Raw genomic sequence first — 25,455 nt, 5'->3', positions numbered from 1 at the left:
GAATGCGCATAAAAAATGATGCCACACATTATGGTCTGGTTGCGATTAGTCTGCACTGGGCCATGGCAGTACTGATGATTGGCCTGCTGATTCTTGGGCTTTTCATGGTTTCACTGCCTGTGAGTCTTCAGAAATTAAAACTATACGGTTGGCACAAGGAGTATGGTTTTCTCGCCTTATTTCTGGTGATCACGCGTCTCCTGTGGCGTCTAGGCAATCAGACGCCTTCGTTAAATTTACCGCGTTGGGAAGTGATTAGCGCACGAAGCGTGCATTGGCTATTTTATGTGTTGATGGTCACCATGCCGCTGACGGGATGGCTTATTACATCCGCTGCCGGTTTACCGGCTTCCTTTTTTGGCTGGTTTACCCTGCCTAATCTGACGGGACCCGATGAACATCTGCGTCAAGTGTTTGAAAAAGCTCATGAATGGTTGTCTTATGCATTGATTGGCTTGATTGCTCTGCATACTGCGGCGGCGCTGAAACATTACTTCATTAACAAAGACGATATTCTGCAGAGGATGATTTCACCATGAGCATGAGAGCATTATTACCATTTTTGGCCTGGGGTTTGTTTGTATTGCCGATGTTGGGACAAGCCTCTGTACCACAATGGACCATTGTCCCTGAAGAAAGCCAATTATCGTTTACAGCAACTCAGAATGACGCCCCGGTTTCTGGGCAGTTTAAACGATTTTCCGGAGAAATTTTTGTTGATCCTGAGGATTTGACCAGCAGCCGCATCGACATTGTGATCGATATGAACTCTCTCTATGCTTCTTATGCTGAGTTGAAAGCCACGCTCATTACCGCCGACTGGTTCAATGTGCAATTATTTCCCCAGGCTCACTTTAAAGCCCAGGGCATTCAAAAACTGACGGACGGTTCTTACCAGACCACAGGCACGCTGAAAATCCGCGATAAGACGGCGCTGGTTACCCTCACGTTTAAAGCGACGCAGCCTTCAGACGATAAAGGCGTTGTGGAAGGAAGCACGGTCATTAAACGCAGCCTGTTTGGTGTTGGTCAGGGGGAGTGGAGCAGCACCGACGAAGTCAAAGATGACGTGACGGTCCGCTTTAAGGTGGTGGCAATACGAAAGCAAGGTAACTAACTATAATCCCATGCTGCTGGCCGTGAACGCCCTCTGATAAGTTTGTGCCGCATTCTGAATGGCTATTTTAGGGGTTTTACTGCATATCCAGCAGTGTCCCCAACCCTCTCCCGCGAAAAAAATCATCTTATGACTAAAATTCCTCACACGGGAGAAGCAGATCGAAGTAACATTGGGCGCTCTACGATTTCTTTATGATCATTCCATAAACAAGAACTCAACCATACATGCTTTCTGTGGGTACTCACATGAAGCAAGCATGAGATAATCTGATTTTTGCATTTAAACCGCGCCTTTTTTAGTCTTTTATTTCTCAATTATGATTTCTTCCATACAATATGATTTATTTTTTGATTCAATAAAATGTAGCCTTAGATGAGTAAACCTGAAGATAAATCCTTATTTTTCCCCATCCCAAAAGAGATAACGGAGTTCATCTTAAGCCAATCGTCCTTGCTCACTAAAGACCCGGTTACTTTCAGACTGCTTGAGAAAGAGTCTAAGGGATTTAGTCATCTTTTCTGGAAAAAAATGGTCTACAGCTTATTTCCCCATATCACCGTCTATAATCCGCCATCCAAAACCGCTACCTCGGAAGAGGAAACTAAATTTTTTAAATCGCTGATTGCAAAAACAGGCGCCCTTTTTATTGAATCCATTAAAAATCCTGAATTAAAAAAACTCTATCGGGCCATCTTTCGCGACGACCTTGTCCGAGTAAAGGCGCTTTTAAATAACCCAGGGTTTGATAAAACGAACGTGTTAGCGTTTTCTGATGCTATACGCACTAAGGAACTCCTGCTGCCTGAATTATCCCCTGCCTCATTGGCGGGCGCTCTGGGACGAAAAGAAATCCTTAGTGCTTTTTATGCGTCGGCCACCGATAATGGTACTCAAATTAACCTCTGGTGGGCATGCGCGCTTAATCAATATGCGTTAGTAAAGCAGAAAGCAGCAGAAATAACTGACTGGAATCAACCGGGATTGTATTACGCTACCCCGCTTTGGATTGCCTGCAAGAATGGCCATCTGGACGTAGTGAAAACGTTGATTCAAGCCGGTGTTGATGTTAATAAGGCATGCATTGGTGACATCACCCCGCTTTGGATTGCCTGCCTGCAAGGCCATCTGGACGTAGTGGAAGCGTTGATTCAAGCCGGTGTTGATGTTAATGACGTCACCGCGCTTTATATGGCCTGCCAAAATGGCCATCTGAGGGTGGTGAACGTGTTGATTCAAGCTGGTTTTGATGTTAATGAGGCATGCACTGATGACATCACTCCGCTTTGGATTGCCTGCGATAACGGCCATCTGGACGTAGTGAAAACGTTGATTCAAGCCGGTGCTGACGTCAATAAGCCATGCACCTATAATGGCACTACCCCGCTTTGGATTGCCTGCCGCAAAGGCTATCTGGACGTGGCGAAAGCCTTGATTACAGGCAGTGCTGACGTCAATAAGGCATGTACTTATGATGGCACTACCCCGCGTTTCATTGTCTGGGAAAAAGATGGCTCCACCCCTCTTTATATTGCCTGCCAACAAGGCTATCTGGACGTGGTGAAAGTGTTGATTCAAGCCGGTGCTGATGTTACGAAGGCATGTACTGATGATGGCGCCACCCCGCATGACGTTGCCCGTCATAACAGCCATACAGAAATCGCTCGACTTCTCGAAGCACGAGCACAAATGAACACGCTTGATGAATCCAGTGTGCTGGAGCAATTTAGACATTACGCGTCTAAATTTAATAAACAGTTCTACCTCGCACCCCTATTGCGATTTTTTTATTCTTCCATTTACAACCCCTTGGCAGACATTATTCAACAAGCCTTTTTGCAAGAAAAAAAACCGTCGCTTAACGATTTTTTAGGCAAGCTTAAAACCATTGCCGCAGAGAAAAACATCGATTTACGCGCCTATCGTTCGGGCGAGTTAAATGCTCTCCTCAACCTGTCTGAAATGGTACTCGGCGAACCCTTCGAAACGCTTAAGCCGGCTGGCAATGCCGAAACGCAAGCCCATAACCTCCCCGTGGCAAGCCATGGGCCATCTCTAGCCCTGGCTTGATGAGTGGAAGGAATGATGGCCTGTTTAAATCGGCAACGAGTAGACCTTAGGTAAAAAAGCTGAAATATACTCACAAACATCACGCCAGTGAGGTACATCCTGGCTGTTTTATCATACCTTGCAGCAATCCGTCTAAAACGCTTTTCCAGTTGCCATAGTCCGGTGGCAAGTCACGCCATGCAGCACCAGTACGAAGCATCCAACCTATTGCTTCCATAAATAGCCGATCATCTTCGCCATGCCGGCCTTTAGGCTTTGGAAGTAATTTTTCTAAGCGAGACCACATCTTATTATCAATGACCATCCGTGACATGCCCTCTCCCCAACCCTCTCCTGCGAAAGGTATCATCATACTAGCTAAGCTCTTATCGCAGGAGAGGGGGCAGATCGAAGTGAAATTGAAAAATCTGTGCTCAATTCAAGATTAAATCTTGTTTAAAAAAACTTTAGGAACGTTGCCTAAGGCTTTTCTGTAATATTTACCCATGAAAAATTAGTCCTTAATAATCGGAGGATATGACGCTATAGCTTAAAGACTCACCCGAAAACATTGATAAAAATTGTGTGTCGTTTGCTGGGCAACGTCTTCGTAACTCAGGCCACGCAGATCCGCAATGGCCAGGGCAACGTGCTTGACTAAGGCCGGATGATTCTGTTTACCCCGGAAAGGAACGGGCGCCAGATAAGGCGAATCGGTTTCGATTAACAGCCTGTCTAAAGGGACTTTCCGGGCAATGTCTTGCAGGGCCGTGGCATTTTTAAAGGTCACGATGCCTGAGAGGGAGATATAAAAATTCAAATCCAGGGCCTGCTGAGCAATATCCCAATCTTCCGCAAAACAATGCATAACGCCGCCTATATCTGCCGCATGATGGCTTTTCATGACATCCAGCGTATCGGAAGCCGCCTGACGAGTATGGATAATTAACGGTTTTGATGTGGCGATAGCGGCCTCAATATGATGAATAAAACGCTGCCTCTGCAAAGCCTGTGCCTCATCAGATGTCGTACGATAATAATCAAGACCGGTTTCGCCGATGGCTATGCAGGCGGGATGGCGATGGGCTAGCGCAATCAAATCCGCAGCATCCGGTTCTTTATTTATCTCGCTGTTAGGATGAATGCCGACGGAAATGCTGACCTCCGGGTAAGTGTCTGCGATTTGACAAAGTTGGGGGTAATCATCCAATTCCACACAGACGCAGAGAAAATGACTGACATCGTTGTCTTTTGCCAAGCGTATAACCTGATTTAAATCCTGATTAAATTCCGATAAATCAATGAAATTGAGATGGCAATGAGAATCAACAAGCATAATCTACATGGTATCGGTCATTTGTGATGATTTTAGCATGCCTGCCAGGTAGGTTTCTATTTTATTACAAAAATGACGGCAATTTTCGCCCAGAAATTGTACGCCAACACCACTGGGCTTGCTGCCCTGGGCGCCTTTGGGGGTAATCCACACCACTTTGCCGCCGATTTTGTACGTTTCTGGTTCTGTTAAAAGCTTCACGTTCAATTCCACCTGCATACCCAAGGTAAAATTATGATTGGTTCGTATAAATAAGCCGCCGCCATGCAGAAACGGCATGTAGGCCATGTAAAGCGCTCCCTCACTGGCATAGGCACAATTGATGGTTGGGACGTCTTCCGTTGACATGTCTTTTCCTTAATCGTTATAGCCCAGTAAAAAATTTTCCAATGCGAGCAATTGATTCACACTGATAGTATGGTTTATTTTTTTAAATATGCCATTAATTTTGTCAATTTGCTTGAATAAAATGGGCACACTGAATGAAGACGCCAACGTGTTCATCAAGACTTGTTCATCCTTCTTGTGAACCAGTTTGAGGTGGATTAAATGGGCATGGAGCAGATAGAGAAACCACAAGAGCGTCGGGAAATCATAATTAGCCCATTTGGCAGCCAGGGAGCAGGCTGACTCCTGGCGTGTCAGCAACCCTTGTAAATCTTCAAGAATACGGAGCTGTTGACTAAATATCCGTCCCCGGGCGGTATTCTCTGCCCAGGATTGGCCATAAGCCAGGTAAGTATCATAGGCTTTGTCGGCATCGTATAAACGCCATAGCTGACAACGGCTTAAAATAGTGGCCGGCAATGTGCCCAGGAACTGCGCCTGCAAAAGGAAATAGACTCCCTGAGGTGGTTCTTCAAGTAATTTTAATAACGCATTTGCGGCTGCGTGATTCAATTTTTCCGCTGGCTTAATCACGATTACACGCGAGGCACCCAGTTGCGGCGAGGTATAAGCAATGGTTTGCAGGGCTCGTATTTGTTCGATCTTAATTGCGCCACCCTCTTTTTCAGGCTGCACAAGACTTAAATCCGGATGGCTATGGGCTAAAACCAGACGACAAGCCTGGCATTGTTGACAAGGCTTTTGCTGGCTGTGGCATAGAAGCAGCTGGATTAAGTTTTGGTTGAGCACATCCAATCGGGTTTCGTCGTCCGCACAAAAAAGATGGCCATGGGCAAGGCGCTGATGATTATGGTTTTTTTCAAAATGAAGCCAACAGCGTTCAAAGGGATCAGAGTGCGGCATGACGGGTCAGGAAATTTTCAAGGTGTAATAAGGCTGATTTTTGCACGGCTTCAAGCGTTTGGCTAGCATCGATCAGAGCAACATTATCCAGGCTTTTGATTTTTTTATGGTAAGCCTGATTGACACGATCAAAAAAAGCCTGTGATTCCTGTTCTATGCGGTCGCTTTCACCACGCTGAGTGACGCGTTCCATGCCGCGTTCCGGGTGAATATCCAAAAACAGGATTAAATCCGGTTGAAACCCCTGCAAGGCTATCCTGGAAATAGCATCAATGATATTCCAGTCGATTTGTCTGCCGCCTCCCTGATAAGCAAAGGTCGAGAGTTCAAAACGATCGGCTAACACCCATTCCCCTTTCTTTAATGCCGGACGAATCACTTGATCAAGCAGCTGCACCCTCGCGGCATAGAGGAGCAATAACTCCGTATAAGCGCTCATAGGCTCTTGCGGCCTTGGTTCTTTGATTAAATGACGTATGGTTTCACCAATGTGGGTGCCGCCTGGTTCCCGAGTCGTCACCACAGTCAATTGCCTTGATTCAAGCGCCTGTTTTATTGTCTTTATCACCGTGGATTTACCGGCTCCTTCCAATCCTTCTACGACAACAAAGCATCCCTGGGTCATTGTGATGATTCCTTGATTTTGTATTTATATCGTAAAATGGCTTTCTTCTGCTGGCCATAGGTTTCTGAAAATTCATGGGAGCCATCGCCTTTGGCCACGAAATAAAGATAATGACTGGGTTTTGGATGTGCAGCCGCGTCAATGGATTCTTTACCGACCATGGCAATCGGCGTAGGCGGCAGGCCATGGTTCTTGTAGGTATTGTAAGGCGAATCAATGCTTAAATGTTCGTGACGCAGTTTGCCGTCGAAATGTTTTCCAAAGGCATAGATGACGGTTGGGTCCATTTGTAAAAGCATGTTCTTCTTAAGCCGGTTTACAATGACACCCGAGATGAGCTTTCTTTCTGTGGCCAAGGCGGTTTCTTTTTCAAGAATGGAAGCGGCAATTAATAATTGATAAGCATTATCATAGGGTAATCCCGGACTCCGCTCCTTCCAGGCGGCATTTAAATAATTCAGCAAATCATGATTGGCCACTTTAAGCAGGGCTTTGGCATTATCGCCCGCATCATAATTGTAGGTATCGGCAAGAAAAAGGCCCTCAGGGCTTGGATGAGAACCTGAAAAGGCATGGATATCCTCTTCGTTAAAAGCCAGATACGGGGCTTTCTTCAAGTTCTCTGTCACCTGGGCCAATGTCGTCCCTTCAATGATGCGAAACGATTGGACAAGAACCTCGCCGCTAATGACTTTGTCCAGTAATTGCTGAGCTGTTTCGCCGGGTGTAATCTGGTAAATACCGGCTTTAAGACGGTTGCTGTAACCTTGCCATGTCATGAAGGACAGGAACATTTTTTTAGAGCCAATCAGATGCAAATCATGGAGATGATTGACGAAAGCCACCGCCGTAGAGTTTGGCTTAATTTCCAGGATGAGCGGTTTACTTTCAGAAGGGAGCAGCGGCTTGGTCAGCAGTGCATTGACATTGTATGTAAATAAAGTGAAAAACAGCACCAGAGACAGTGCTGTTACAAAAAAAAACCACTTAAAAAATGTTTTCATCTAGACTCGCTTAAACAGCAAGCTTCCGTTCGTTCCACCAAATCCTAAGGAGTTACTTAAGGCATAATCGATTTTCATCGCTTGTGCTTTGTGCGGTACATAGTTGAGGTCGCATCCTTCATCGGGATTATCCAGATTAATGGTTGGCGGCGCAATTTGATCGCGGATAGCCAGAATGCTGAAAATCGCTTCCACCGCACCGGCAGCCCCCAGTAAGTGCCCTGTCATGGATTTAGTGGAACTCATGGCCAGTTGATAAGCGTGTTCACCAAAAACCCGTTTGACTGCTTTGGTTTCATTGAGATCGTTCAAATAGGTTGAGGTCCCATGGGCATTAATGTAATCAACAAGAGACGGCTCAATATGGGCGTCTTTAACAGCGGCTTCCATAGCGCGGGAGGCTCCGTCTGCATCTTCATCGGGTGCAGTAATATGGTAAGCATCGCCAGACATGCCAAAACCGACCAGTTCGGCATATATTTTAGCTCCGCGTGCTTTCGCATGCTCGTATTCTTCGAGAACAAGGATACCAGCGCCCTCGCCCATGACGAAACCGTCTCTGTCTTTATCCCAGGGGCGAGACGCTTTTTCCGGTTCGTCATTGCGTTTGGATAAAGAGCGAACGGCTGAGAAACCGGCCAGGCACAGGGGGGTTGTGGTCATTTCGGCACCGCCGCAGATCATGACGTCGGCGTCGCCATAAGCAATCATACGACCAGCAAGGCCAATATTATGAGTACCGGTTGTACAAGCTGTTACTACGGAAATATTGGGGCCTTTTAACTGGTGTTTGATAGAAATCTGTCCTGCCACCATGTTAATGATGCCTGCAGGAATAAAAAACGGTGATACTTTACGTGGTCCTCCGCTAACCAGTTTATCCTGGTTATCGGTAATGGTTTGAATACCGCCTATCCCTGCACCTACGGCCACGCCGGCACGCAAAGACAGGGAATGATCTATCACCAGACCGGAATCAGCCAGTGCCTCATCAGCTGCAGCTATCCCGTATTGGGTAAATAAATCCATTTTACGAGCGTCTTTCAGCGGCACATGGTTCTCGATGTTAAAGTTTTTAACCTTGGCCCAGATTTTGGTGGGGTACTCTGTGGTGTCAAAACCATCTATAACGCCAACACCACTTTTCCCGGCCAAAATATTTTGCCAGGTTTGCTCTACATTAAGACCGACAGGGGTCAACATCCCCATGCCGGTTACTACTACACGCCGCTTACTCAATGAATACTCCTCGAATTTATCAGGCTTCTTCTTTATTCATGTTTGATTCAATGTAATCAATCGCTTCCTGAATGGTCGTGATTTTTTCAGCTTTTTCATCAGGAATTTCAGTCTCGAACTCTTCTTCAAGAGCCATAACTAATTCAACAGTGTCAAGAGAGTCTGCACCCAGATCATCAACAAATGATGCATTATTGTTTAAATCTTCCTCTTTAACGCCTAATTGTTCACCAACAATTTTGCGAACTCTTTCTTCAACTGTACTCATAACTCGTATTTCCTCTTAGGTTTATAAAAATTTTCTTGTGGCTAGTTTATTCAAATATTTAAAGAACGCAAGCCTATTAATTCATGTACATCCCGCCATTGACGTGAATTGTTTCACCCGTAATATAATTTGCACTGTCTGAGGCAAGAAAAGCCACGGCTTCAGCAATGTCTTCTGCTTTACCCAGGCGTTTCATGGGGATGCGTTTCAGCATTTCCTCTTTCACCACATCAGGTAAGGCGCTGGTCATGTCGGTATCAATAAAACCGGGCGCAACGACATTCACTGTGATGCCGCGACTGCCGATTTCCTGGGCCAGTGACTTGGTAAAGCCTACAACACCCGCCTTAGCTGCAGTATAGTTTGCCTGACCCGAATTTCCACTGGAGCCAACCACCGAACCAATGGTAATGATGCGTCCCCATCGCGCACGGAACATGGGTTTAAGGCAGGCTTTGCTCAAGCGAAAAACCGCATTCAGGTTGGTTTCGATGACCTTGTACCATTCCTCGTCGTCCATACGCAATAATAAATTGTCATTAGTGATGCCGGCATTATTAACGAGAATAGACGGTAATTTGTCCTCATCCGACAATTGGGCCATTAAATGCTCTACGCCCTCCTTATCGGTCACATTCAGCACGACGCCATGGCCGTTTAACTGTTCGGCTTTGAAAGCAGCCGTGATAGTTTCCGCGCCAGCATTTGATGTGGCCGTACCAATAACGTAAGCGCCTTTTTTAGCGAGATTAAGGGCAATAGCCTGCCCTATTCCACGGCTTGCACCTGTAACAAGGGCAATTTTTCCTTGTAGATTTGTCATGTTAATCTCCTATTGGCAATGCTCGTTCGCCGCCAGACTGCCAAGGGTCTGCTCGAGCGAAATTTGATCATAAATACTGCTGGCCGCTAACGTTTTGTCAATGCGTTTGACCAAGCCGCTTAATACCTTACCCGGACCGCACTCTATAACCAGATGGGTCTGCCTGTTTTTCATTAATTGGATGGTCTCAACCCATCGAACCGGACTGTATAATTGCTCTTTCAGCAGCCTTCTCATCTGCTCTGGCGATTGATAGACGCTCAGATCAACATTACTGATGACGGCAGTGTCGGGAACACGAAAGTCCGTCTCCGCCAGGCACTCAGCAAATTGTTCTGCTGCGTCAGACAACAATGGGCAATGGCAAGGCACGCTGACCGGAATTACCTTGGCCAATCGCGCATCCATTTCTTCAGCAAGAAGGACAGCGCGATGAACGGCTTCTGTATGGCCGGCAATAACCACCTGGCCAATAGCATTATAATTGGCCGGCGTCACTTTTTGTTGTTCATCACTGGCCTGACGGCAAAGTGCACTGACTTGATCATCACTTAAACCAACAATGGCTGCCATCGCACCCTCACCCATTGGAATGGATTGCTGCATAATTTGACCGCGCCGGCTAACCAGAAGGGCTGCGTCAGTGAGGGAAATCGCGTTGGCTGCCGTCAAGGCGGCGTATTCACCCAAACTGTGACCTGCCATCAAATGAGCCTTGGGGAAGCCGCTTTGTTTTAATACCTGAAAAACAGCCACATCCGCTGTTAGCATGGCCGCTTGTGTATATTCAGTCTGGTTCAACTGCGAATCAGGGCCTTGTTGTACAAGCGACCACAAATCATAACCGAGTTTATCGGACACCTGATTGAACACGTCAGTAATTTGACTGTGGTGATCGGCCAGTTCTGATAACATGCCAATGGATTGAGAGCCCTGGCCAGGAAAAACATAGGCAATATTAAACATGTAAAGGATACTCCAACGGACTAATAACGAATAACCATGGCGCCCCAGGTCATTCCTCCACCAAACGATTCCAGTAATAATAAATCGCCACGGGAAATTTTATTATTCTGTATCGAATAGTCGAGTGCGAGAGGAATCGATGCGGCTGAGGTATTGCCTTGATTTTCAATGGTGACAATCACTTGCTCCATGGGTAAATCCAGCTTTTTGGCGATACCCTGAATGATGCGGATATTGGCTTGATGGGGAATAAGCCATTTGATATCTGACTTTTGTAAACCACTGCAATCCAAAATTTCATCTACAATATTGCCCATGATGTTAACGGCGAGCTTGAATACTTCATTGCCGCGCATCCCGATAAAGGATGCCCGATTGTCGCCCGTGGCGTTATCGTAGGTAAGATATCCTTCGCCGTCATACAGGGAATGAAGGCGGCTGGCTAAAATGCCGGGTTCATTGCTGGCGCTCAATACTGCCGCACCGGCACCGTCACCAAATAATACACAGGTCGCGCGATCCTGCCAATTGAGAGCCCGCGACATGCTTTCACTGCCTACGACAAGAACGTGTTTTGCCGAGCCGGACTGGATGTACTGGTTGGCTATATCCATGGCGTAAACAAAGCCGCTGCATGCCGCTGAGATATCAAAAGCCGGGATGCTGCGGGTCGAGGCGATTGCTTTTTGCACATGGCAAGCCATGCTGGGGAAAAACTGGTTGGGTGTGCAACTCGCGACGATAATGAGGTCAATGTCATCGGCTTGCAGAGCAGAGGCTTTCAAGGCTTTTTTGGCCGCCTCAGAGGCCATATAAGCGGTTGTTTCATGCTCAGAGGCAATATGGCGGCTGCTGATACCGGTTCGTGAAAAAATCCACTCATGCGTGGTATCCAGTTGCGACTCCAGCTCTTTATTGGTGAGCGAGCGAGCGGGAAGATAACTCCCTGTTCCCTTGATGATGGCATTTTTCATAACAACAAACCCTGGTTGATGAAATCGGTGATTTGATTTCTAACCAAATCAACAACATTACTTTGAACCTGTAACATGGCTTCTTCAATCGCATATTGAAAGGCCAATTCGCTTGCACCGCCATGGCTTTTGACCACAATGCCGTTTAATCCCAGCAAGCTCGCGCCGTTGTATCGAGCCGGATCCATGCGGACCTGTAAATGTTTCAGCGCAGGTTTTGCAATTAAGCCGGCCAGTTTAGCCCATGGGCTGCGGGTGAATGACTCTTTCAGGACGGAGAGCATGAGTTTAGCCAGGCCCTCGCTGGCTTTAAGCGCGACATTGCCGACGAAACCATCGCAAACAACAAGGTCGACCGTGCCTGAATAGAAATGATCCCCTTCCACATAGCCGATATAATTCATCAGGGTGCACTCAGCCAACATGTGCGCTGTGCGCTTGACCTGATCATTGCCCTTGATTTCCTCAACGCCAATATTGAGCAAGGCAATGCTGGGTTTGGCTTTCTTATCCAAAGCCTGGATCAGGGCAGAACCCATGACAGCAAACTGAAAAAGATGTTCCGCGCATGAATCCACGTTGGCGCCGAGATCAATGACGCGGGTTTTCCCTTTCAGGGTTGGCAATTCGGCGATAATAGCGGGTCGATCAATGCCGGGCAGTGTTTTCAGGACAAAGCGGGCTGTTGCCATTAAGGCACCCGTGTTCCCGGCGCTGACACAGGCTTGCGCCTGCCCATCTTTGACCAGATTAATCGCAACCCGCATGGATGAATCCTTCTTGTTACGCATGGCGTGCGAAGGCAGTTCATCCATCCCCACAACCTCAGATGCATGAATGACCGAGAATTGGTTAGGATTGTTAACAGAATGCTTTTTCAGATGCGAATTAACCTGGGCTTGATCGCCGACTAACAATAACTTTAAGTCAGGGTTACGCCGGGTGGCACGAACACAAGCAGGAATCACGACGTTTAGACCATGATCCCCACCCATCGCATCAACAGCAATGGTGATGTTCTTCAAGGACAATTACTCTTGTTCGTAAACGTTATCGGTATCCAGTACTTTTTTGCCGCGATAATAACCGTCTGGCGTGACGTGATGACGCAGATGGGTTTCACCGCTGGTTGCATCCACAGACAATGTGGGCTTGGTCAATGCATCGTGAGAACGACGCATATCGCGTCTGGAACGCGATTTTTTATTTTGTTGAACAGCCATTGTATTACTCCTAGGCAATTTGTATTAATTCATTTGGGACGGAATATTACCGATTTTTTCTCGTTAATCCAAGTCTTATAAGCAATTTTATCACGATTATTACCTTTCGCCATGAATATACGTTGCAATTTCCGGATCACAATCGTCTGGATTTTCATGCGACTCCTGGCAATAGAGGTGTAACTCATCGGTAATCAGGTCAGCCAGATCAAGCTGATTATCAGCGGCTACGATGGTTTCATAGTTAGCCAGCAATTTCTCTGCGGCTTCCTCTGAACCGCAAACGGCCAGTTCAAGACGGTTGGAATAAGGATAAGGAAAAGGTTTCAGGCAACGTTGGCAACTGACAGTCAGTTCGCCACTGACCGTCATAGTCAATAGATAATAATGATCTTTGTTTTCCACACGATAATCACATTTCAGATGAGCCGGCGGCTGAACGAAATACGGCAAGCGCTCGGTTAATGTCAGGGAAATCTGTTGCGGCCCCTGATTCACCGCTTTTCTGATATGAATATGCATGGATTTAACTCAAATAACGGAATAATAACGGAGAGTTTTACAAATTGCGATTTAATCTTTACTAATTATGGCGTAAAATAGAATCTTTTTTAAACATTTGTTGCTCAATGAAAGCAAAAGTAATTGTGGGTATGTCTGGCGGCGTTGATTCTTCGGTAGCGGCCTGGCTTCTGAAAGAGCAAGGCTACGCAGTTGAAGGCCTGTTCATGAAAAACTGGGAGCAGGATGACGCCGATGGCTACTGCGCAGCAGCAGCTGATTTGGCCGATGCCCAGGCAGTTTGCAATCAACTGCAGATACCGCTTCACAGCGTGAACTTTGCCGAAGAATACTGGGATCGCGTGTTTTCGCATTTCCTGCGCGAATATGAACAGGGCCGCACACCGAACCCGGACGTATTGTGTAATAAAGAAATCAAATTCAGTGCCTTTTTAAATCATGCCCTCTCGCTGGGCGCGGATTACATCGCCACAGGCCATTATGCCAAAGTGAAAACTGAACAGGATCAGGGAGCCCTTTACAAGGCGAAGGATCGCGACAAGGATCAAACCTATTTTCTCCATGCCGTAGACCCGTCAGCCCTCGCTAAAACGTTATTTCCAGTGGGTGATTTTCTAAAAACCGATATCCGGGATTTTGCCCGCCGGCTTGGGTTGGTAACCCAGGACAAAAAAGACTCTACCGGCATTTGCTTTATTGGTGAAAAGCGATTTAAGGCTTTTTTGAAGGAATTCATTCTGGCTAAACCCGGTGAAATGCAGACACCTCAAGGGGAGCGGGTTGGACGCCATGATGGATTAATGTTTTATACGTTGGGCCAGCGCCAGGGATTGGGTATTGGCGGTCGCAAAACCGCTTCTGACGAACCCTGGTATGTGGTGGATAAAGATATTCAAAACAATGTGTTGATTGTTGCCCAGGGGGATCACCCGCTGTTGTATGCCCAGGGGCTTGTATGCAGTGCCATCCATTGGCTGGTTCCGCAGAATTCGTTATCGCTGCCACTAACCTGCTTTGCGAAAACGCGCTACCGGCAACCGGAACAGGCTTGTGTTGTTTCGCCCGAGAACGATGGCCAGCATTATGTCATGTTCTCTGAATGGCAACGGGCGGTAACGCCGGGGCAATACATCGTCTTCTACGATAAAAATCAATGCCTGGGCGGTGCGACAATAGAACAAATTATTCGCTAAATAAGGTACAATTAATACATGATATAGCGAGACCCTTTTATTCTCAGGAGTAAGTTCATGGCAGCAATTAATGCAATCCCCTCATCAACGACCAATATCTATTTTTCAGTCAGTGCGGCCGACAAAGTGGCGGCATTGATTGCCGAAGAAGATAACCCTAATTTGAACTTGCGGGTTTATATCACCGGCGGCGGTTGTTCAGGATTCCAGTATGGTTTTACCTTTGATGAAACCATTCAGGCGGATGATACCGTGGTCCTGCAAACCTGCTCAGACGGTCAATCGACGGTTAAGCTTTTAATTGACTCCATGAGTCACCAATTTCTTAATGAGGCAGAAATAGATTACGTCCAGGGGATACAAGGCGAGCAATTTGTCATCCGCAATCCCAATGCCAAAACAACCTGCGGTTGCGGATCCTCATTCAGTATGGACGATGAATAATCCCTCGTTGACATTGACAATAGCCATGGTATTTAGTTGAAACTTAAAAGGCTATAGCTTTAAAAAAAGATTAATGGGCACGTCGTCGCCATCATTCCGTTTTGGTTTTACTTCTTTGGGGGTATTGAAAAACTCAGTGATCGGATTGGTTTTGGCGGCCATCTGGTTAAGTTCATCAAGGCGGCTAAAATCCGCATGGGGATCCTGCATCAGTATGGAAGCAAACTCGAGTGAAAGATAGAGGGTTTGCTCGCCAAACATTTTCAGTGGCGTTTTATCCTCAATGAAGTGATTGGTAACCGCATCATTAAATTCCTCTAGAAAATCACGTTTGATTTGTCTATTGGGTATGGTTAAAATAGCGCCACTCTGTTTGCCGGCCGCAAATTTCGCGCCGCTGCTTTTTAAAACTTTACTGTGCATGGTCATGGCATAGGGATTCATAATTGCCACTCAAAAACAGGTCTTCATGGTTAATTATATATCAAATAGATTAACTAGAGATTAATAAGGTTTGACAATAACCTTTGTGCCAATTTTGATGAAATTCTGATGCAACCATTTGGCATCGTGGGGTTTCACACGGATACACCCATGACTGGCATTGTAATTGGGTACATCATAGGAGCCGTGAATGGCGTAATATTTACTGAAAAACATGCAATACGGCATGGCCGCGCCACCTTTACCCAGTGGATAACGGCTGGATCGGCAATTGGCGCTCCCCTTGGAAATAATGCGGTATGTTCCCGTAGGCGTGCGGCAGGCACGGCGAACGTCTTTGCAGTAACGGCTGCCACCAGAAGCTTTGCCGCTGCGAACAACCTTGCCATTGTGATTAATGGCCACCCAGGATAATGATTTTGGATTAAAAACAAACTGGTTCGAGGCCAAGATCATGGGAGGGGTTGAACTACCGACTGGTAACGATTGGGTTTCGGCTTGACTTGCACTGGGCGTTATCAGACTAAATAAAGCAAATGCTGCGGGGGCAAGGCGAATGAGTTCTTTTGCTTCCATGATCGTCTTCTTTGCTCAATAATCCTACAGATAACTATAGAACAAAAAATGATCTAGGTGAATATAATTGTTTCTAATTTTGGCTGGGGATGGGTGCCCGCCTGCGCGGGCACGACAGATAAGTGGTTGTGACCTATTCTCTTATTGCTCTTGCCTCACAGCACCTGTGGCTCTATTTGGGACCTGTCTCACAGGCACCTCTGGTTTGAATCCGTTTCTTGTCGTGCCCGCGCAGGCGGGGATCCATCACTTCATTGATGGTGCAGTGGTAGAAGGCAACCGAAGTCAGGATTCCTCTGTCTACCAGAGATTAACGCCTGATTTTTTAACTAAAAACTCAACAAAATCCTGATGACGCTGCTGCTCCTGTTCATTAACTGCAATGATTGGGGAATGGCTCGAGAGGAGCGGAAACCCTTGATTTTGCTGCTGACTGGCCACATGAGTGGCTGCAAGGCCCTCGTCTTCGAACAATTGGGCCTGACCGCCTGTCATGGTGAGATATACGTGGGCCAATATTTCGGCGTCGAGCAATGCACCATGGAGGGTGCGATTGGAGTTATCAATTTCATACCGTTTGCACAGCGCATCCAGGCTGTTACGTTGGCCAGGATGTTTTTCGCGGGCTAAAACCAGCGTATCACAGACAGTACAATAATCAGATAATCGTTTTGGCCATTTAACCCAATTCAACTCCGCTTCAATAAAACCCACATCAAACGGCGCATTATGAATAATAAGCTCGGTACCAGCAATGAATTGAATGAATTCATCGACAATGGCTTCAAAGGGAGGCTTGTCCTGAAGAAACTCAGTACTGATGCCATGAACACGAAAAGCCCCCTCCTCCACTTCGCGGTTGGGATTTAAATAAGCATGAAAATGGCGGCCGGTTAATTTTCTGTCAATTAACTCAACACAACCGATCTCAATGATCCGATGCCCCAACTCAGGACCTATACCGGTCGTTTCAGTATCCAAAACTATTTGCCGCATATTAACCCTTCAACATTTCAGTAATTGCCAGATTGGCCAGTTCATCCGCTTTTTCGTTTTCCGGGTGACCTGAATGACCCCGCACCCAATGCCAGCGAATAGTATGTATTTTGTTTAACCTGTCAAGCTCCTGCCATAAATCGGCATTTTTAACCGGCTCTTTCCTGGCATTGACCCAGCCTTTTTTTTTCCAGCCCTGAAGCCACTCCATCATGCCCTGCCGCACATACTGTGAATCAGTGTACAAATCAACCACACACGGACGCGTCAACGCTTCAAGTGCACGAATGGCTGCTGTTAATTCCATTCGATTGTTGGTGGTATGCGATTCACCGCCATAAATTGCTTTTTCCTGGCCATTGTAACGCAATAAAGCTCCCCAGCCGCCGGGGCCGGGGTTGCCTTTGCAGGCGCCATCAGTAAATATTTCAACTGTCATAAAAATAAATCGGGATAGGGCTGTTGACTGGGGTCAATAGCATACACGGAAAAATCCTGAATACCAGACTGGCGTAAAACGTCTTCGTCAATAAAAAAATGCCCCGTTGTTTCACGTGCAGGTTGATTGACAATCCAGTAAGCCGCATCCGCGACAATGGCGGGTTTACGGCTGGCCTTATAAATGGCCTCTGGAAAATGCACCTCTATTGCTGCAGTTGCAATGGTGGTTTTAGGCCATAGGGAATTAACCGCAATCCCGGCCTGCTTAAATTCTTCCGCCAGCCCAAGCGTGCAAAGGCTCATTCCCATTTTACTCAGGGTATAGGCGAGATGCGCAGCATACCACTTTTTATCCAGACTTAAAGGGGGGGATAAGGTGAGAATATGCGGATTATTGGACTGTTTAAGGTAAGGAATAGCGGCTTTAGAACAGGCAAAGGTAGCGCGAGCATTGACCTCCTGCATCAAATCATAACGCTTCATCGTGGTCGACAAGGTATCCGTTAAGTTTATTGCACTGGCATTATTGATGAGCACGTCAAGCCGGCCAAAGCGGGACACTGTTTCCTTAATGGCTCCCTCAATTTGCTCTTCATCGCGGACATCAACGACTAAGGGCAAGGCTTGTCCGCCCAGCCTCTCAACTTCCTCGGCGACACTGTAGATGGTGCCTTCGAGTTTAGGATGAGGAGTCGTGGTTTTGGCCGCAATGGCAATGCAGGCTTTTTCACGGGCAAAGCGATGGGCGATTGCACGTCCAATACCTCGGCTGGCGCCACTGATAAAGAGGACCTTATTCATTATTTCTCCCTAAATTGATTCCGGCTATGTAACGAAGATACCAGTGTATCAGCTTGCCATACGGGGGATAAAGCCAGGCCGCCGTAGCAATACGTTTCTTTTTAAACACCGGCTTTAATTGTGAAAAACGGTCAAATCCTTCCTGGCCATGGTATTGGCCAAACCCGCTTTGTCCGACACCGCCGAAGGGCAGATCATCAATAGCAACGTGCATCAGCGTATCATTAATGGTGAGTGCGCCTGACAATGTCCCATACTCCAATCGCTTCAACTCGTCTTTATCATCGCCAAAATAATAGAGGGCCAGAGGATTAGGCATGGAATTGATAAAATGAATGGCATCTGCCAGCTTTTCATAAGTCATGATCGGCAGAATAGGACCGAAAATTTCCTCATGCATAACCTTCATGTTACTGTTGACATTGAAAATAAGATACACCGGTATTTTTTGAACCGTCTCAATCTCCTGTCCGAACTGCACAACGCGGGCGCCCTTTTGCCGCGCATCGTCAACCAGTTCCTGTAATCGTTGCTTATGGGCTAAAGAAATAATGCCTGTATAATTGTCATTGGCCATTAAATTGGGATAATGCCTGTTGATGAATTCAGCAAATCGGCTTTCTATATATGATTCAAGCCCCGCAGGTACTAACAGATAATCCGGTGCAATGCAGGTCTGACCAGCATTAAAGAGTTTGCCCATAAACAAGCGCGGCAGGTACGCGGGATTCATGCCGTCTGATAAAATAGCGGGTGATTTACCACCCAACTCCAGGGTAACTGGAGTGAGGTGCTTGCTGGCTGACGCCATAACAGCCCGACCAACCTGTGTGGAGCCGGTAAACAACAAATGCCCAAAAGGCAGACTGGAGAACGCCCTGCCCACCTCGACATCCCCGTCGATAATTTTGACAAATTGGCTAACCGTCGGTAAGGATGAAATAAGCCTCTGCATAACCTGACCCAGTTCACTACTTAATTCAGACATTTTAACCAGGACGCGGTTGCCGGCCGCCAGGGCATAGGCCAAAGGAACGATTGATAAAAAAACCGGGTAATTCCAGGGTACGATAATACCCACAACGCCTACAGGTTGGGGAAGTACATAGGCGGACGCGGGCCAGAAATGCCAGGATACCCGTTTTTTGCGTGGTTTAGTCCATGACCGTAAATGCGACAGGCAATAATCTATGGCTTTAATTGACGGATAAATTTCTAAAAAAAGCGACTCGGTTTTTGAGCGATGGCAATAGTCGGCCTGGATGGCGGCGGCTAGTTCTTCACCATTCGCCTTCAGCATGTTTTTAAGCTGTTTTAGCATATCGCGCCGCTTAGAGACTGAAGGGTAAGGATTATTGCTATATTCATGCATGAATTCTGTAAATGCGACGTTTAAGCCCATATTCATCCCTGCCATTGCCAGTCTATCCCCGTTAAATTCCAGCTGATTTCGCCATTTAGAATGTTATCCTTGATAATGGCTATATCTGGAGCAAAATAACGATCTTCTCCGTAAGCGGGTACGTATGCCCGGACCTTTTCATATACTTTTTGCAGGGGCGGCGAGGTAGTGAGCGGTTTATGAAATTCAAGTCCCTGGCAGGCAGCCAGTAATTCAATCGCCAGGATGGTCGCGGTATTGTCATTCATCATCTGCAGGCGTCGTGCTGCATTGGTGGCCATGGACACATGATCTTCCTGATTCGCCGAGGTGGGCAGGCTGTCGACAGAATGAGGATGCGCCAACGCTTTGTTGTCGCTGGCGCAAGCGGCAGCTGTAACATGCGCGATCATAAAGCCTGAATTAAGGCCGCTTTCTTTCACCAAAAATGCAGGCAGGCCGCTGAAATGCCGATCAATCAACAGAGCTATCCGCCGTTCGGAGGCAGCGCCTGTTTCCGCAATGGCTAAGGCGAGATTATCGGCGGCCATGGCAATCATTTCACCATGGAAATTGCCGCCAGAGAGAATATCGCCCTCCCGGGAAAACACCAGGGGGTTATCCGATACGGCATTCGCTTCGACTAACAGTGTGGCTGCAACAAACCGGATCTGGTTGAGCACAGCCCCCATGATCTGGGGCTGGCAACGCAGGGAGTATGGGTCCTGAACCCGTTTACAATCCCGATGCGATTCACGAATGGCGCTGCCTTTAAGCAGGGTCTGATATTGCATCGCAACCTCGCGCTGCACCGCGTGGCCTCGGGCAACATGGATACGGTCATCAAAAGGAACATCGCTGCCGCATGCCGCATCGACCGAGAGGCTGCCGGCAAGAACAGCCACCGCGAATAGCCGTTCTGCGATCTTAAGGGCCTGCATGGCAATGGCCGTAGACGCCTGCAGGCCGTTCAGCAAGGCGAGTCCTTCCTTAGGTGCAAGCTCCATGACCTCGAGACCTGCGATTTTAAGCCCTTCGACCGCGCTCATTCTGCGCCCCTGATGCCTCACTTCGCCCACACCCAGTAACGGCAAAGCCAGATGAGCAAGCGGCGCCAGATCGCCGGAGGCGCCTACCGATCCTTTTGCCGGGATGCAGGGATAAACCTGATGATTGTAGAGGCGAAGGAGTGCGTCAATGAGTTCAGGCCTGACGCCTGAATAACCCTGAGCCAAGCTGTTAATTTTAAGCAGGAGCATCAAAGCCACCAACTCATCGTCCAGTAATTCACCAGTGCCGCAGGCATGCGATAACACGATGTTGCGTTGCAGCTGTTTAAGATGTGCCTGACTTATCACCTGATTAGCAAGGGAGCCGAATCCGGTATTGATGCCATACACCGTGTCGCCCTGCTCCACAATATTCCAGACCGTCCGTTGCGAAGCCTGAATCCCTGCCAAAGCGGATTCGTCCAGTTTACAGGGGCGGCCGCTTTTAATCAGCTCATCATAGTCGCTCAAGGTCATCTGGCGCGGTTTAAGGGTAAAAAAATCAGCCATGAGCAATACTCTCCTCATCCATCATCGGCAGCCATAACTGGTTGGCTTTGGCGCATCGACGGGCCAATTCATAACCAGCATCCGCGTGGCGCATAACGCCAGTGGCCGGATCATTGAACAAAACCCGCTGCAGGCGCAAAGCCGCAGCCTCACTGCCATCGGCAACAATAACAACACCAGCATGTTGAGAAAAACCCATACCGACGCCGCCACCATGATGAATGCTGACCCAGGTGGCACCGCTTGCGCAATTGAGCAAGGCATTAAGGAGGGGCCAATCAGAAATGGCATCACTGCCATCGAGCATGCCCTCCGTTTCCCTGTTTGGACTCGCGACAGAGCCTGAATCCAGGTGATCGCGGCCAATGACAATGGGGGCAATCACCTCCCCTCGTCTGACCATTTCATTAAACGCGAGAGCAAGACGCGCCCTGTCTTTTAATCCGACCCAGCAGATTCGTGCCGGCAAACCCTGAAAGGCTATCTTTTCATGCGCCATGTCGAGCCATCGGTGTAAATGGGGATTATCCGGTATCAATTCCTTAACCTTTTTATCCGTGGCATAAATATCCTGCGGGTCACCCGACAAAGCGACCCAGCGAAAAGGGCCGATTCCTTCACAGAAAAGCGGCCGTATATAAGCCGGCACAAAACCAGGAATGGCAAATGCCTCCCTGACCCCCTCTTCAAATGCCATTTGTCGAATGTTATTGCCATAATCAAAAACCGGTATGCCCTGCTGCTTAAAGCCGAGCATGGCATTGACCTGCACCGCAATCGATTGTTTAGCGGCTTCAATGACCCTTGCCGGGGCCGTTTTTCTCATCTCACCGGCCTGCTCCAGTGTCCATCCCTGGGGCAGATAGCCATTCAATGGATCGTGGGCACTTGTTTGATCTGTAATCAGCGATGGTTTAAGTTTACGTTTAAGCAACTCGGGGTAAATATCAGCAGCATTGCCTAACAAACCAACCGATAAGGGGGCTTTATTCCGGCAGGATTCGTCAATCCACTGCAAAGCCTCGTCCAGGTTTTCAGTGTATCGATCAAGGTATCTGGTCGACAGGCGTTTTTTAATCCGCGATGGATCACATTCGACAGCCAGTATACTGGCACCCGCCATTGTAGCCGCCAGCGGTTGGGCACCACCCATTCCTCCCAATCCTGCCGTTAGAATCCAGCGTCCGCTTAAATCACCGTGGTAATGTTGCCTGGCCGCTGCGACAAAGGTTTCATAGGTACCCTGGACAATGCCCTGCGAGCCGATATAAATCCAGCTGCCGGCTGTCATTTGCCCATACATCATCAGGCCTTTTTTATCGAGCTCGTTGAAATGATCCCAGGTAGCCCATTTGGGAACCAAATTGGAGTTGGCCAGCAGGACGCGCGGCGCATTCACATGGGTCTTAAAAACTCCGACCGGTTTACCCGACTGTACAAGCAGGGTTTCATCTTCTCCAAGTACTTTCAAAACCTCAACCATTTTATCGAAACAGGCCCAGTTTCTTGCTGCACGGCCCAAACCGCCATAAACAATCAACTCATCCGGGTTTTCAGCTACCTCGGGATCCAGATTATTCATCAGCATTCTTAGAGCCGCTTCGGTGAGCCAGTTGCGGGAATGAAGAACAGTTCCCCGCGGCGCTTTGACGGGGTGGGCCTTGCGTGTCATAGTCATGATTAATTCCATCCAAAGAACGACTAAAAAACAGTTACTTGCATTTACATCGCTAGTCTACACTACTGCCGGCCCGGCGTGAATTATTCCGGTTATAATGCTGCATTTTGTCTTGGTGATATGATAATATTTAATTATCTTTGCCTAAAATAAGGTCATCGTGGATACGAATGTTAAACACCCACCCTCTCTTCGCGTTTTTTTTGCAACCGAAATGTGGGAGCGTTATGGATTTTACGTTGTTCAGTCGCTTTTAGCCCTTTACTTAGCCAGTCATTACCACTGGCATGATAAACACATCTATGCCTTGGTCGGCTCTTTTACTGCACTGACTTATTTATCCCCTGTCATTGGCGGCTGGATTGCGGATCACCTGCTGGGTCAAAAAAACACGGTACTGGCGGGTGCTGTCTTTCTCTTCCTAAGCTATACGCTTCTAACCATCATTCACTCCAAATTGGCCATGTTGATTGCTCTGGCTGGGATTGCGGTGGGTACGGGTTTACTGAAGCCGAATATTTCCTCTCTGCTCGGCAACGAATACCCCGTTGATTCGCCTAAACGGGAAAGTGGCTTTACGGTGTTTTATATGGGCATTACCACCGGGATCATCCTCGGTACCACGCTGCCCAGTTATTTGAATTCCTATTTTGGCTGGTCTGTAACGTTTGCGAGCGCCGCTTTCGGCATGATCATCGCCTTTGCCGTGTTTGCCTTTGGCATCAAACGGTATCGCATCGAAGATTATCACCCGTTTGAATACCAGCCAGTAAAGATAATCAAAGCCCTGGGCATGATGTTTTTATTGTGGCTGGCCTCGTTTGGTATTTTATGGTACCCCAGGCTGGCTGATATCGCCTTTTTAGGTGTTGTGGCTTTGTCGTTAGCTTATTTATTGACCACTGTGAAGCGAGAGTCCCCACAACAGGGGCGACAAACGATCGTGATTGGGCTGCTATGCCTCGTATCGGTCATGTTCTGGGCATTCTATTTCCAGATGTTTATGTCCTTGACGCTGTTTATTGCCCGTGTCGTGCAACCGACCTTTCTGGATATACAATTTCCGCCTCCCTATTATGTCAGCATTCAAAGCATCGGCATGCTGCTGTTTGGTTATTTTCTTTCACGAAGCAAACCACAGTTAACCAGTGTGCAAAGCGGGAAACGAACCGGTAACAAGTTTTTTTTGGCGATGATCTTTATGTGGCTGGCTTATGCCTTGATTACCCTCGTCAGTCGGGAAAACACCTCCCAGGCCTTGCTTTCGCCGCTTTACTTTATTCCGGCTTATCTCCTGATATCCATGGCTGAATTGCTGCTTTCTCCTGTGGGACTGTCCGCCATTACGATCTTGGCCAGTCGACGAAAAGTCAGCACCATGATGGGGATCTTTTTCGTCTCGCTGGGCATCGGTGGTTATCTATCGGGCAAATTGGCTATCTTGACGGCGATTGATCCCGGCATCCAGTCCGTTATTGAATTGAAAAGCCATTATGCCGCGAGCTTTACTCAATTGTTAATCATTCTAACTATAGCAACGGCAATCTGTTTACTGATCAACCTGCTTATAAGGCATTTATTATCCAGGAAGAGCCATGAAATGTAGTCAATTGACACCAATGCCTTTGAGACTTTTTGATTTTACTGATATTATCCAACGCCTTTTTGGAAACAAGTATTCATGACTATGGCCAATCAACCTGCAGAACTTAAACAACTCCTGCATATTCTCGACGAAATGCAGGCCATTGACGTTAATGTCCTTGATGTAAGGCAGCAAACGGCCATCACCGATTACATGGTGGTTTGCAGCGGCCGCTCATCCCGCCATGTCAAGGCGATAGCGGAGACAGCAATGGAAAAAATGAAGGCGAACGGCATTTCGGCCATCGGCTCGCACGGTATTGATGCCGGCGAATGGGCTCTGGTTGATTTTGGCGATTTTATTCTCCATGTTATGCAGCCTGACAGTCGTTCATTCTATAATCTTGAAGGGTTGTGGCAGGATAGCACCGCGTAAGGTTCAGTATGTTGAAGATGACAGTCATTGCCTGCGGCAGTAAAATGCCGTCCTGGGTTAATGACGCGATTAAAGAATACAGCAAACGGCTTCAGGATTTTGTCACTTTGTCCATTGTTGAGATTCCTCTGACCAAACGGACGAAATCCAGTGATATGGCCCGCATCATGGATAAAGAGGCTCAATTGATTCAAAGCGCCATACCACCTGGGGCCCGCGTTATCGCGCTGGCTATTGAGGGTGAACAATTTACCAGCGAAAAACTGGCTATTAAATTGAACGCCCTTCAGCAAAGCCATAGTCATATCTGCTTGATTATCGGCGGGCCGGAGGGCCTGTCCCCTGCGATCCTGAATCACAGCCAGGAACACTGGTCTTTATCGCGCTTAACGCTGCCGCATCCCCTGGTGCGTATTTTATTGCTTGAAACCATTTATCGCGCGTTCGCAATAAATAGCAATCACCCTTACCATAAGTGAAGTTTTCCGTTACCATGTATGGCACTTTTGTTGCCCATTAATCCGA

General features: G+C 47.5%; 30 protein-coding genes. 8 read left to right on the top strand and 22 right to left on the bottom strand.

Translation table 11 applies throughout. The annotated features are described in order from the left end of the window. The first annotated feature begins 2 nt into the window (after positions 1 to 2). The 3 genes from Lery_RS06015 to Lery_RS06005 all read left to right on the top strand — a co-directional run bounded on the left by Lery_RS06015 (position 3) and on the right by Lery_RS06005 (position 3,187). Entirely contained in the window at positions 3 to 539 is a 537-nt protein-coding gene (locus Lery_RS06015) for a cytochrome b (protein WP_058526352.1), read from the top strand. A gap of 2 nt (positions 540 to 541) precedes the next feature. After that, positions 542 to 1,117, top strand: coding sequence for a YceI family protein (locus tag Lery_RS06010; RefSeq protein ID WP_065230261.1), 576 nt, complete (start codon positions 542 to 544; stop codon positions 1,115 to 1,117). 375 nt (positions 1,118 to 1,492) lie between these two features. After that, entirely contained in the window at positions 1,493 to 3,187 is a 1,695-nt protein-coding gene (locus Lery_RS06005; RefSeq protein ID WP_058526350.1) for an ankyrin repeat domain-containing protein, read from the top strand. 79 nt (positions 3,188 to 3,266) lie between these two features. Here the strand turns inward: Lery_RS06005 and Lery_RS15860 are convergent, their stop codons facing one another. The 14 genes from Lery_RS15860 to Lery_RS05935 all read right to left on the bottom strand — a co-directional run bounded on the left by Lery_RS15860 (position 3,267) and on the right by Lery_RS05935 (position 13,397). Beyond that, on the bottom strand, positions 3,267 to 3,500 hold the full coding sequence (locus tag Lery_RS15860) for a transposase (protein ID WP_131750952.1): 234 nt from the start codon (positions 3,498 to 3,500) through the stop codon (positions 3,267 to 3,269). A 216-nt stretch (positions 3,501 to 3,716) separates the two neighbouring features. Further along, complete coding sequence (locus tag Lery_RS05995) at positions 3,717 to 4,502, bottom strand: TatD family hydrolase (protein WP_058526348.1); 786 nt, start codon at positions 4,500 to 4,502, stop codon at positions 3,717 to 3,719. Positions 4,503 to 4,505: 3 nt separating this feature from the next. After that, entirely contained in the window at positions 4,506 to 4,850 is a 345-nt protein-coding gene (locus tag Lery_RS05990) for a PilZ domain-containing protein (protein WP_058526347.1), read from the bottom strand. A 9-nt stretch (positions 4,851 to 4,859) separates the two neighbouring features. Beyond that, positions 4,860 to 5,753: a DNA polymerase III subunit delta' gene (locus Lery_RS05985; protein WP_058526346.1), complete on the bottom strand. Its 894-nt coding sequence runs from the start codon at positions 5,751 to 5,753 to the stop codon at positions 4,860 to 4,862. Next, a complete protein-coding gene (gene tmk / locus Lery_RS05980; RefSeq protein WP_420324147.1) occupies positions 5,740 to 6,384 on the bottom strand; it encodes a dTMP kinase in 645 nt (214 codons plus the stop codon). The genes Lery_RS05985 and tmk overlap by 14 nt, the downstream gene beginning before the upstream one ends. Then, on the bottom strand, positions 6,375 to 7,382 hold the full coding sequence (gene mltG, locus Lery_RS05975) for an endolytic transglycosylase MltG (RefSeq protein ID WP_058526344.1): 1,008 nt from the start codon (positions 7,380 to 7,382) through the stop codon (positions 6,375 to 6,377). Before mltG ends, tmk begins: the two co-directional genes overlap by 10 nt. Beyond that, positions 7,383 to 8,621: a beta-ketoacyl-ACP synthase II gene (gene fabF, locus Lery_RS05970; RefSeq protein WP_058526343.1), complete on the bottom strand. Its 1,239-nt coding sequence runs from the start codon at positions 8,619 to 8,621 to the stop codon at positions 7,383 to 7,385. It lies immediately after the preceding gene. Between the two features lie 19 nt (positions 8,622 to 8,640). Beyond that, a complete protein-coding gene (gene acpP / locus Lery_RS05965; protein ID WP_058526342.1) occupies positions 8,641 to 8,889 on the bottom strand; it encodes an acyl carrier protein in 249 nt (82 codons plus the stop codon). Positions 8,890 to 8,965: 76 nt separating this feature from the next. Beyond that, positions 8,966 to 9,712: a 3-oxoacyl-ACP reductase FabG gene (gene fabG, locus Lery_RS05960; RefSeq protein ID WP_058526341.1), complete on the bottom strand. Its 747-nt coding sequence runs from the start codon at positions 9,710 to 9,712 to the stop codon at positions 8,966 to 8,968. A 9-nt stretch (positions 9,713 to 9,721) separates the two neighbouring features. Further along, positions 9,722 to 10,678, bottom strand: coding sequence for an ACP S-malonyltransferase (gene fabD / locus Lery_RS05955; RefSeq protein ID WP_058526340.1), 957 nt, complete (start codon positions 10,676 to 10,678; stop codon positions 9,722 to 9,724). A gap of 20 nt (positions 10,679 to 10,698) precedes the next feature. Continuing rightward, on the bottom strand, positions 10,699 to 11,652 hold the full coding sequence (locus Lery_RS05950; RefSeq protein ID WP_058526339.1) for a beta-ketoacyl-ACP synthase III: 954 nt from the start codon (positions 11,650 to 11,652) through the stop codon (positions 10,699 to 10,701). Next, positions 11,649 to 12,677 carry a phosphate acyltransferase PlsX gene (plsX, locus tag Lery_RS05945; RefSeq protein WP_058526501.1) on the bottom strand — a complete coding sequence of 343 codons (1,029 nt, stop codon included), beginning with the start codon at positions 12,675 to 12,677 and terminating at the stop codon, positions 11,649 to 11,651. The genes Lery_RS05950 and plsX overlap by 4 nt, the downstream gene beginning before the upstream one ends. A gap of 6 nt (positions 12,678 to 12,683) precedes the next feature. Continuing rightward, the gene (rpmF, locus tag Lery_RS05940; protein WP_058526338.1) at positions 12,684 to 12,875 is read right to left on the bottom strand and encodes a 50S ribosomal protein L32; all 192 of its coding nucleotides are present in this window, start codon (positions 12,873 to 12,875) and stop codon (positions 12,684 to 12,686) included. Positions 12,876 to 12,974: 99 nt separating this feature from the next. Further along, positions 12,975 to 13,397, bottom strand: coding sequence for a YceD family protein (locus Lery_RS05935; RefSeq protein WP_058526337.1), 423 nt, complete (start codon positions 13,395 to 13,397; stop codon positions 12,975 to 12,977). A gap of 107 nt (positions 13,398 to 13,504) precedes the next feature. Here Lery_RS05935 and mnmA point away from each other — a divergent pair, with 107 nt between their 5' ends. Continuing rightward, positions 13,505 to 14,590: a tRNA 2-thiouridine(34) synthase MnmA gene (gene mnmA / locus Lery_RS05930; RefSeq protein ID WP_058526336.1), complete on the top strand. Its 1,086-nt coding sequence runs from the start codon at positions 13,505 to 13,507 to the stop codon at positions 14,588 to 14,590. Positions 14,591 to 14,647: 57 nt separating this feature from the next. Then, a complete protein-coding gene (erpA, locus tag Lery_RS05925) occupies positions 14,648 to 15,034 on the top strand; it encodes an iron-sulfur cluster insertion protein ErpA (RefSeq protein ID WP_058526335.1) in 387 nt (128 codons plus the stop codon). Between the two features lie 51 nt (positions 15,035 to 15,085). On the opposite strand, the gene Lery_RS05920 is transcribed toward erpA, so the two are convergent. The 8 genes from Lery_RS05920 to hutU form a co-directional block, all read right to left on the bottom strand. Further along, the gene (locus Lery_RS05920) at positions 15,086 to 15,478 is read right to left on the bottom strand and encodes a hypothetical protein (protein ID WP_058526334.1); all 393 of its coding nucleotides are present in this window, start codon (positions 15,476 to 15,478) and stop codon (positions 15,086 to 15,088) included. Positions 15,479 to 15,538: 60 nt separating this feature from the next. Further along, positions 15,539 to 16,054: a L,D-transpeptidase gene (locus tag Lery_RS05915; protein ID WP_058526333.1), complete on the bottom strand. Its 516-nt coding sequence runs from the start codon at positions 16,052 to 16,054 to the stop codon at positions 15,539 to 15,541. 300 nt (positions 16,055 to 16,354) lie between these two features. Further along, positions 16,355 to 17,050 carry a DNA polymerase III subunit epsilon gene (gene dnaQ, locus Lery_RS05910; protein WP_058526332.1) on the bottom strand — a complete coding sequence of 232 codons (696 nt, stop codon included), beginning with the start codon at positions 17,048 to 17,050 and terminating at the stop codon, positions 16,355 to 16,357. A gap of 1 nt (position 17,051) precedes the next feature. Continuing rightward, a complete protein-coding gene (gene rnhA, locus Lery_RS05905) occupies positions 17,052 to 17,489 on the bottom strand; it encodes a ribonuclease HI (RefSeq protein ID WP_058526331.1) in 438 nt (145 codons plus the stop codon). Beyond that, positions 17,486 to 18,292: an SDR family oxidoreductase gene (locus Lery_RS05900; protein ID WP_058526330.1), complete on the bottom strand. Its 807-nt coding sequence runs from the start codon at positions 18,290 to 18,292 to the stop codon at positions 17,486 to 17,488. The genes rnhA and Lery_RS05900 overlap by 4 nt, the downstream gene beginning before the upstream one ends. Beyond that, on the bottom strand, positions 18,285 to 19,664 hold the full coding sequence (locus Lery_RS05895) for a coniferyl aldehyde dehydrogenase (RefSeq protein WP_272946889.1): 1,380 nt from the start codon (positions 19,662 to 19,664) through the stop codon (positions 18,285 to 18,287). Before Lery_RS05895 ends, Lery_RS05900 begins: the two co-directional genes overlap by 8 nt. Before the next feature lie 32 nt (positions 19,665 to 19,696). Then, positions 19,697 to 21,232, bottom strand: a complete 1,536-nt coding sequence (gene hutH, locus Lery_RS05890) for a histidine ammonia-lyase (protein WP_058526328.1) — start codon at positions 21,230 to 21,232, stop codon at positions 19,697 to 19,699. Continuing rightward, positions 21,225 to 22,904 (bottom strand): urocanate hydratase, encoded by a 1,680-nt coding sequence (gene hutU, locus Lery_RS05885; protein WP_420324146.1) that lies wholly within the window; start codon positions 22,902 to 22,904, stop codon positions 21,225 to 21,227. The genes hutH and hutU overlap by 8 nt, the downstream gene beginning before the upstream one ends. Before the next feature lie 166 nt (positions 22,905 to 23,070). Between hutU and Lery_RS05880 the strand changes: the two genes are divergently transcribed. From Lery_RS05880 to rlmH, 3 genes are all read left to right on the top strand, one after another. Then, entirely contained in the window at positions 23,071 to 24,516 is a 1,446-nt protein-coding gene (locus Lery_RS05880) for a peptide MFS transporter (protein ID WP_082657136.1), read from the top strand. A gap of 81 nt (positions 24,517 to 24,597) precedes the next feature. Further along, the gene (gene rsfS / locus Lery_RS05875; protein ID WP_058526325.1) at positions 24,598 to 24,930 is read left to right on the top strand and encodes a ribosome silencing factor; all 333 of its coding nucleotides are present in this window, start codon (positions 24,598 to 24,600) and stop codon (positions 24,928 to 24,930) included. Between the two features lie 8 nt (positions 24,931 to 24,938). Continuing rightward, positions 24,939 to 25,409, top strand: coding sequence for a 23S rRNA (pseudouridine(1915)-N(3))-methyltransferase RlmH (gene rlmH, locus Lery_RS05870; RefSeq protein ID WP_058526324.1), 471 nt, complete (start codon positions 24,939 to 24,941; stop codon positions 25,407 to 25,409). Positions 25,410 to 25,455: the final 46 nt, after the last annotated feature.

This window comes from Legionella erythra, from assembly GCF_001467615.1.
Classification (GTDB): domain Bacteria; phylum Pseudomonadota; class Gammaproteobacteria; order Legionellales; family Legionellaceae; genus Legionella_C; species Legionella_C erythra.
Note: the sequence above shows the minus strand (reverse complement) of the source record. Positions and strands in the feature narration are given on the sequence as shown.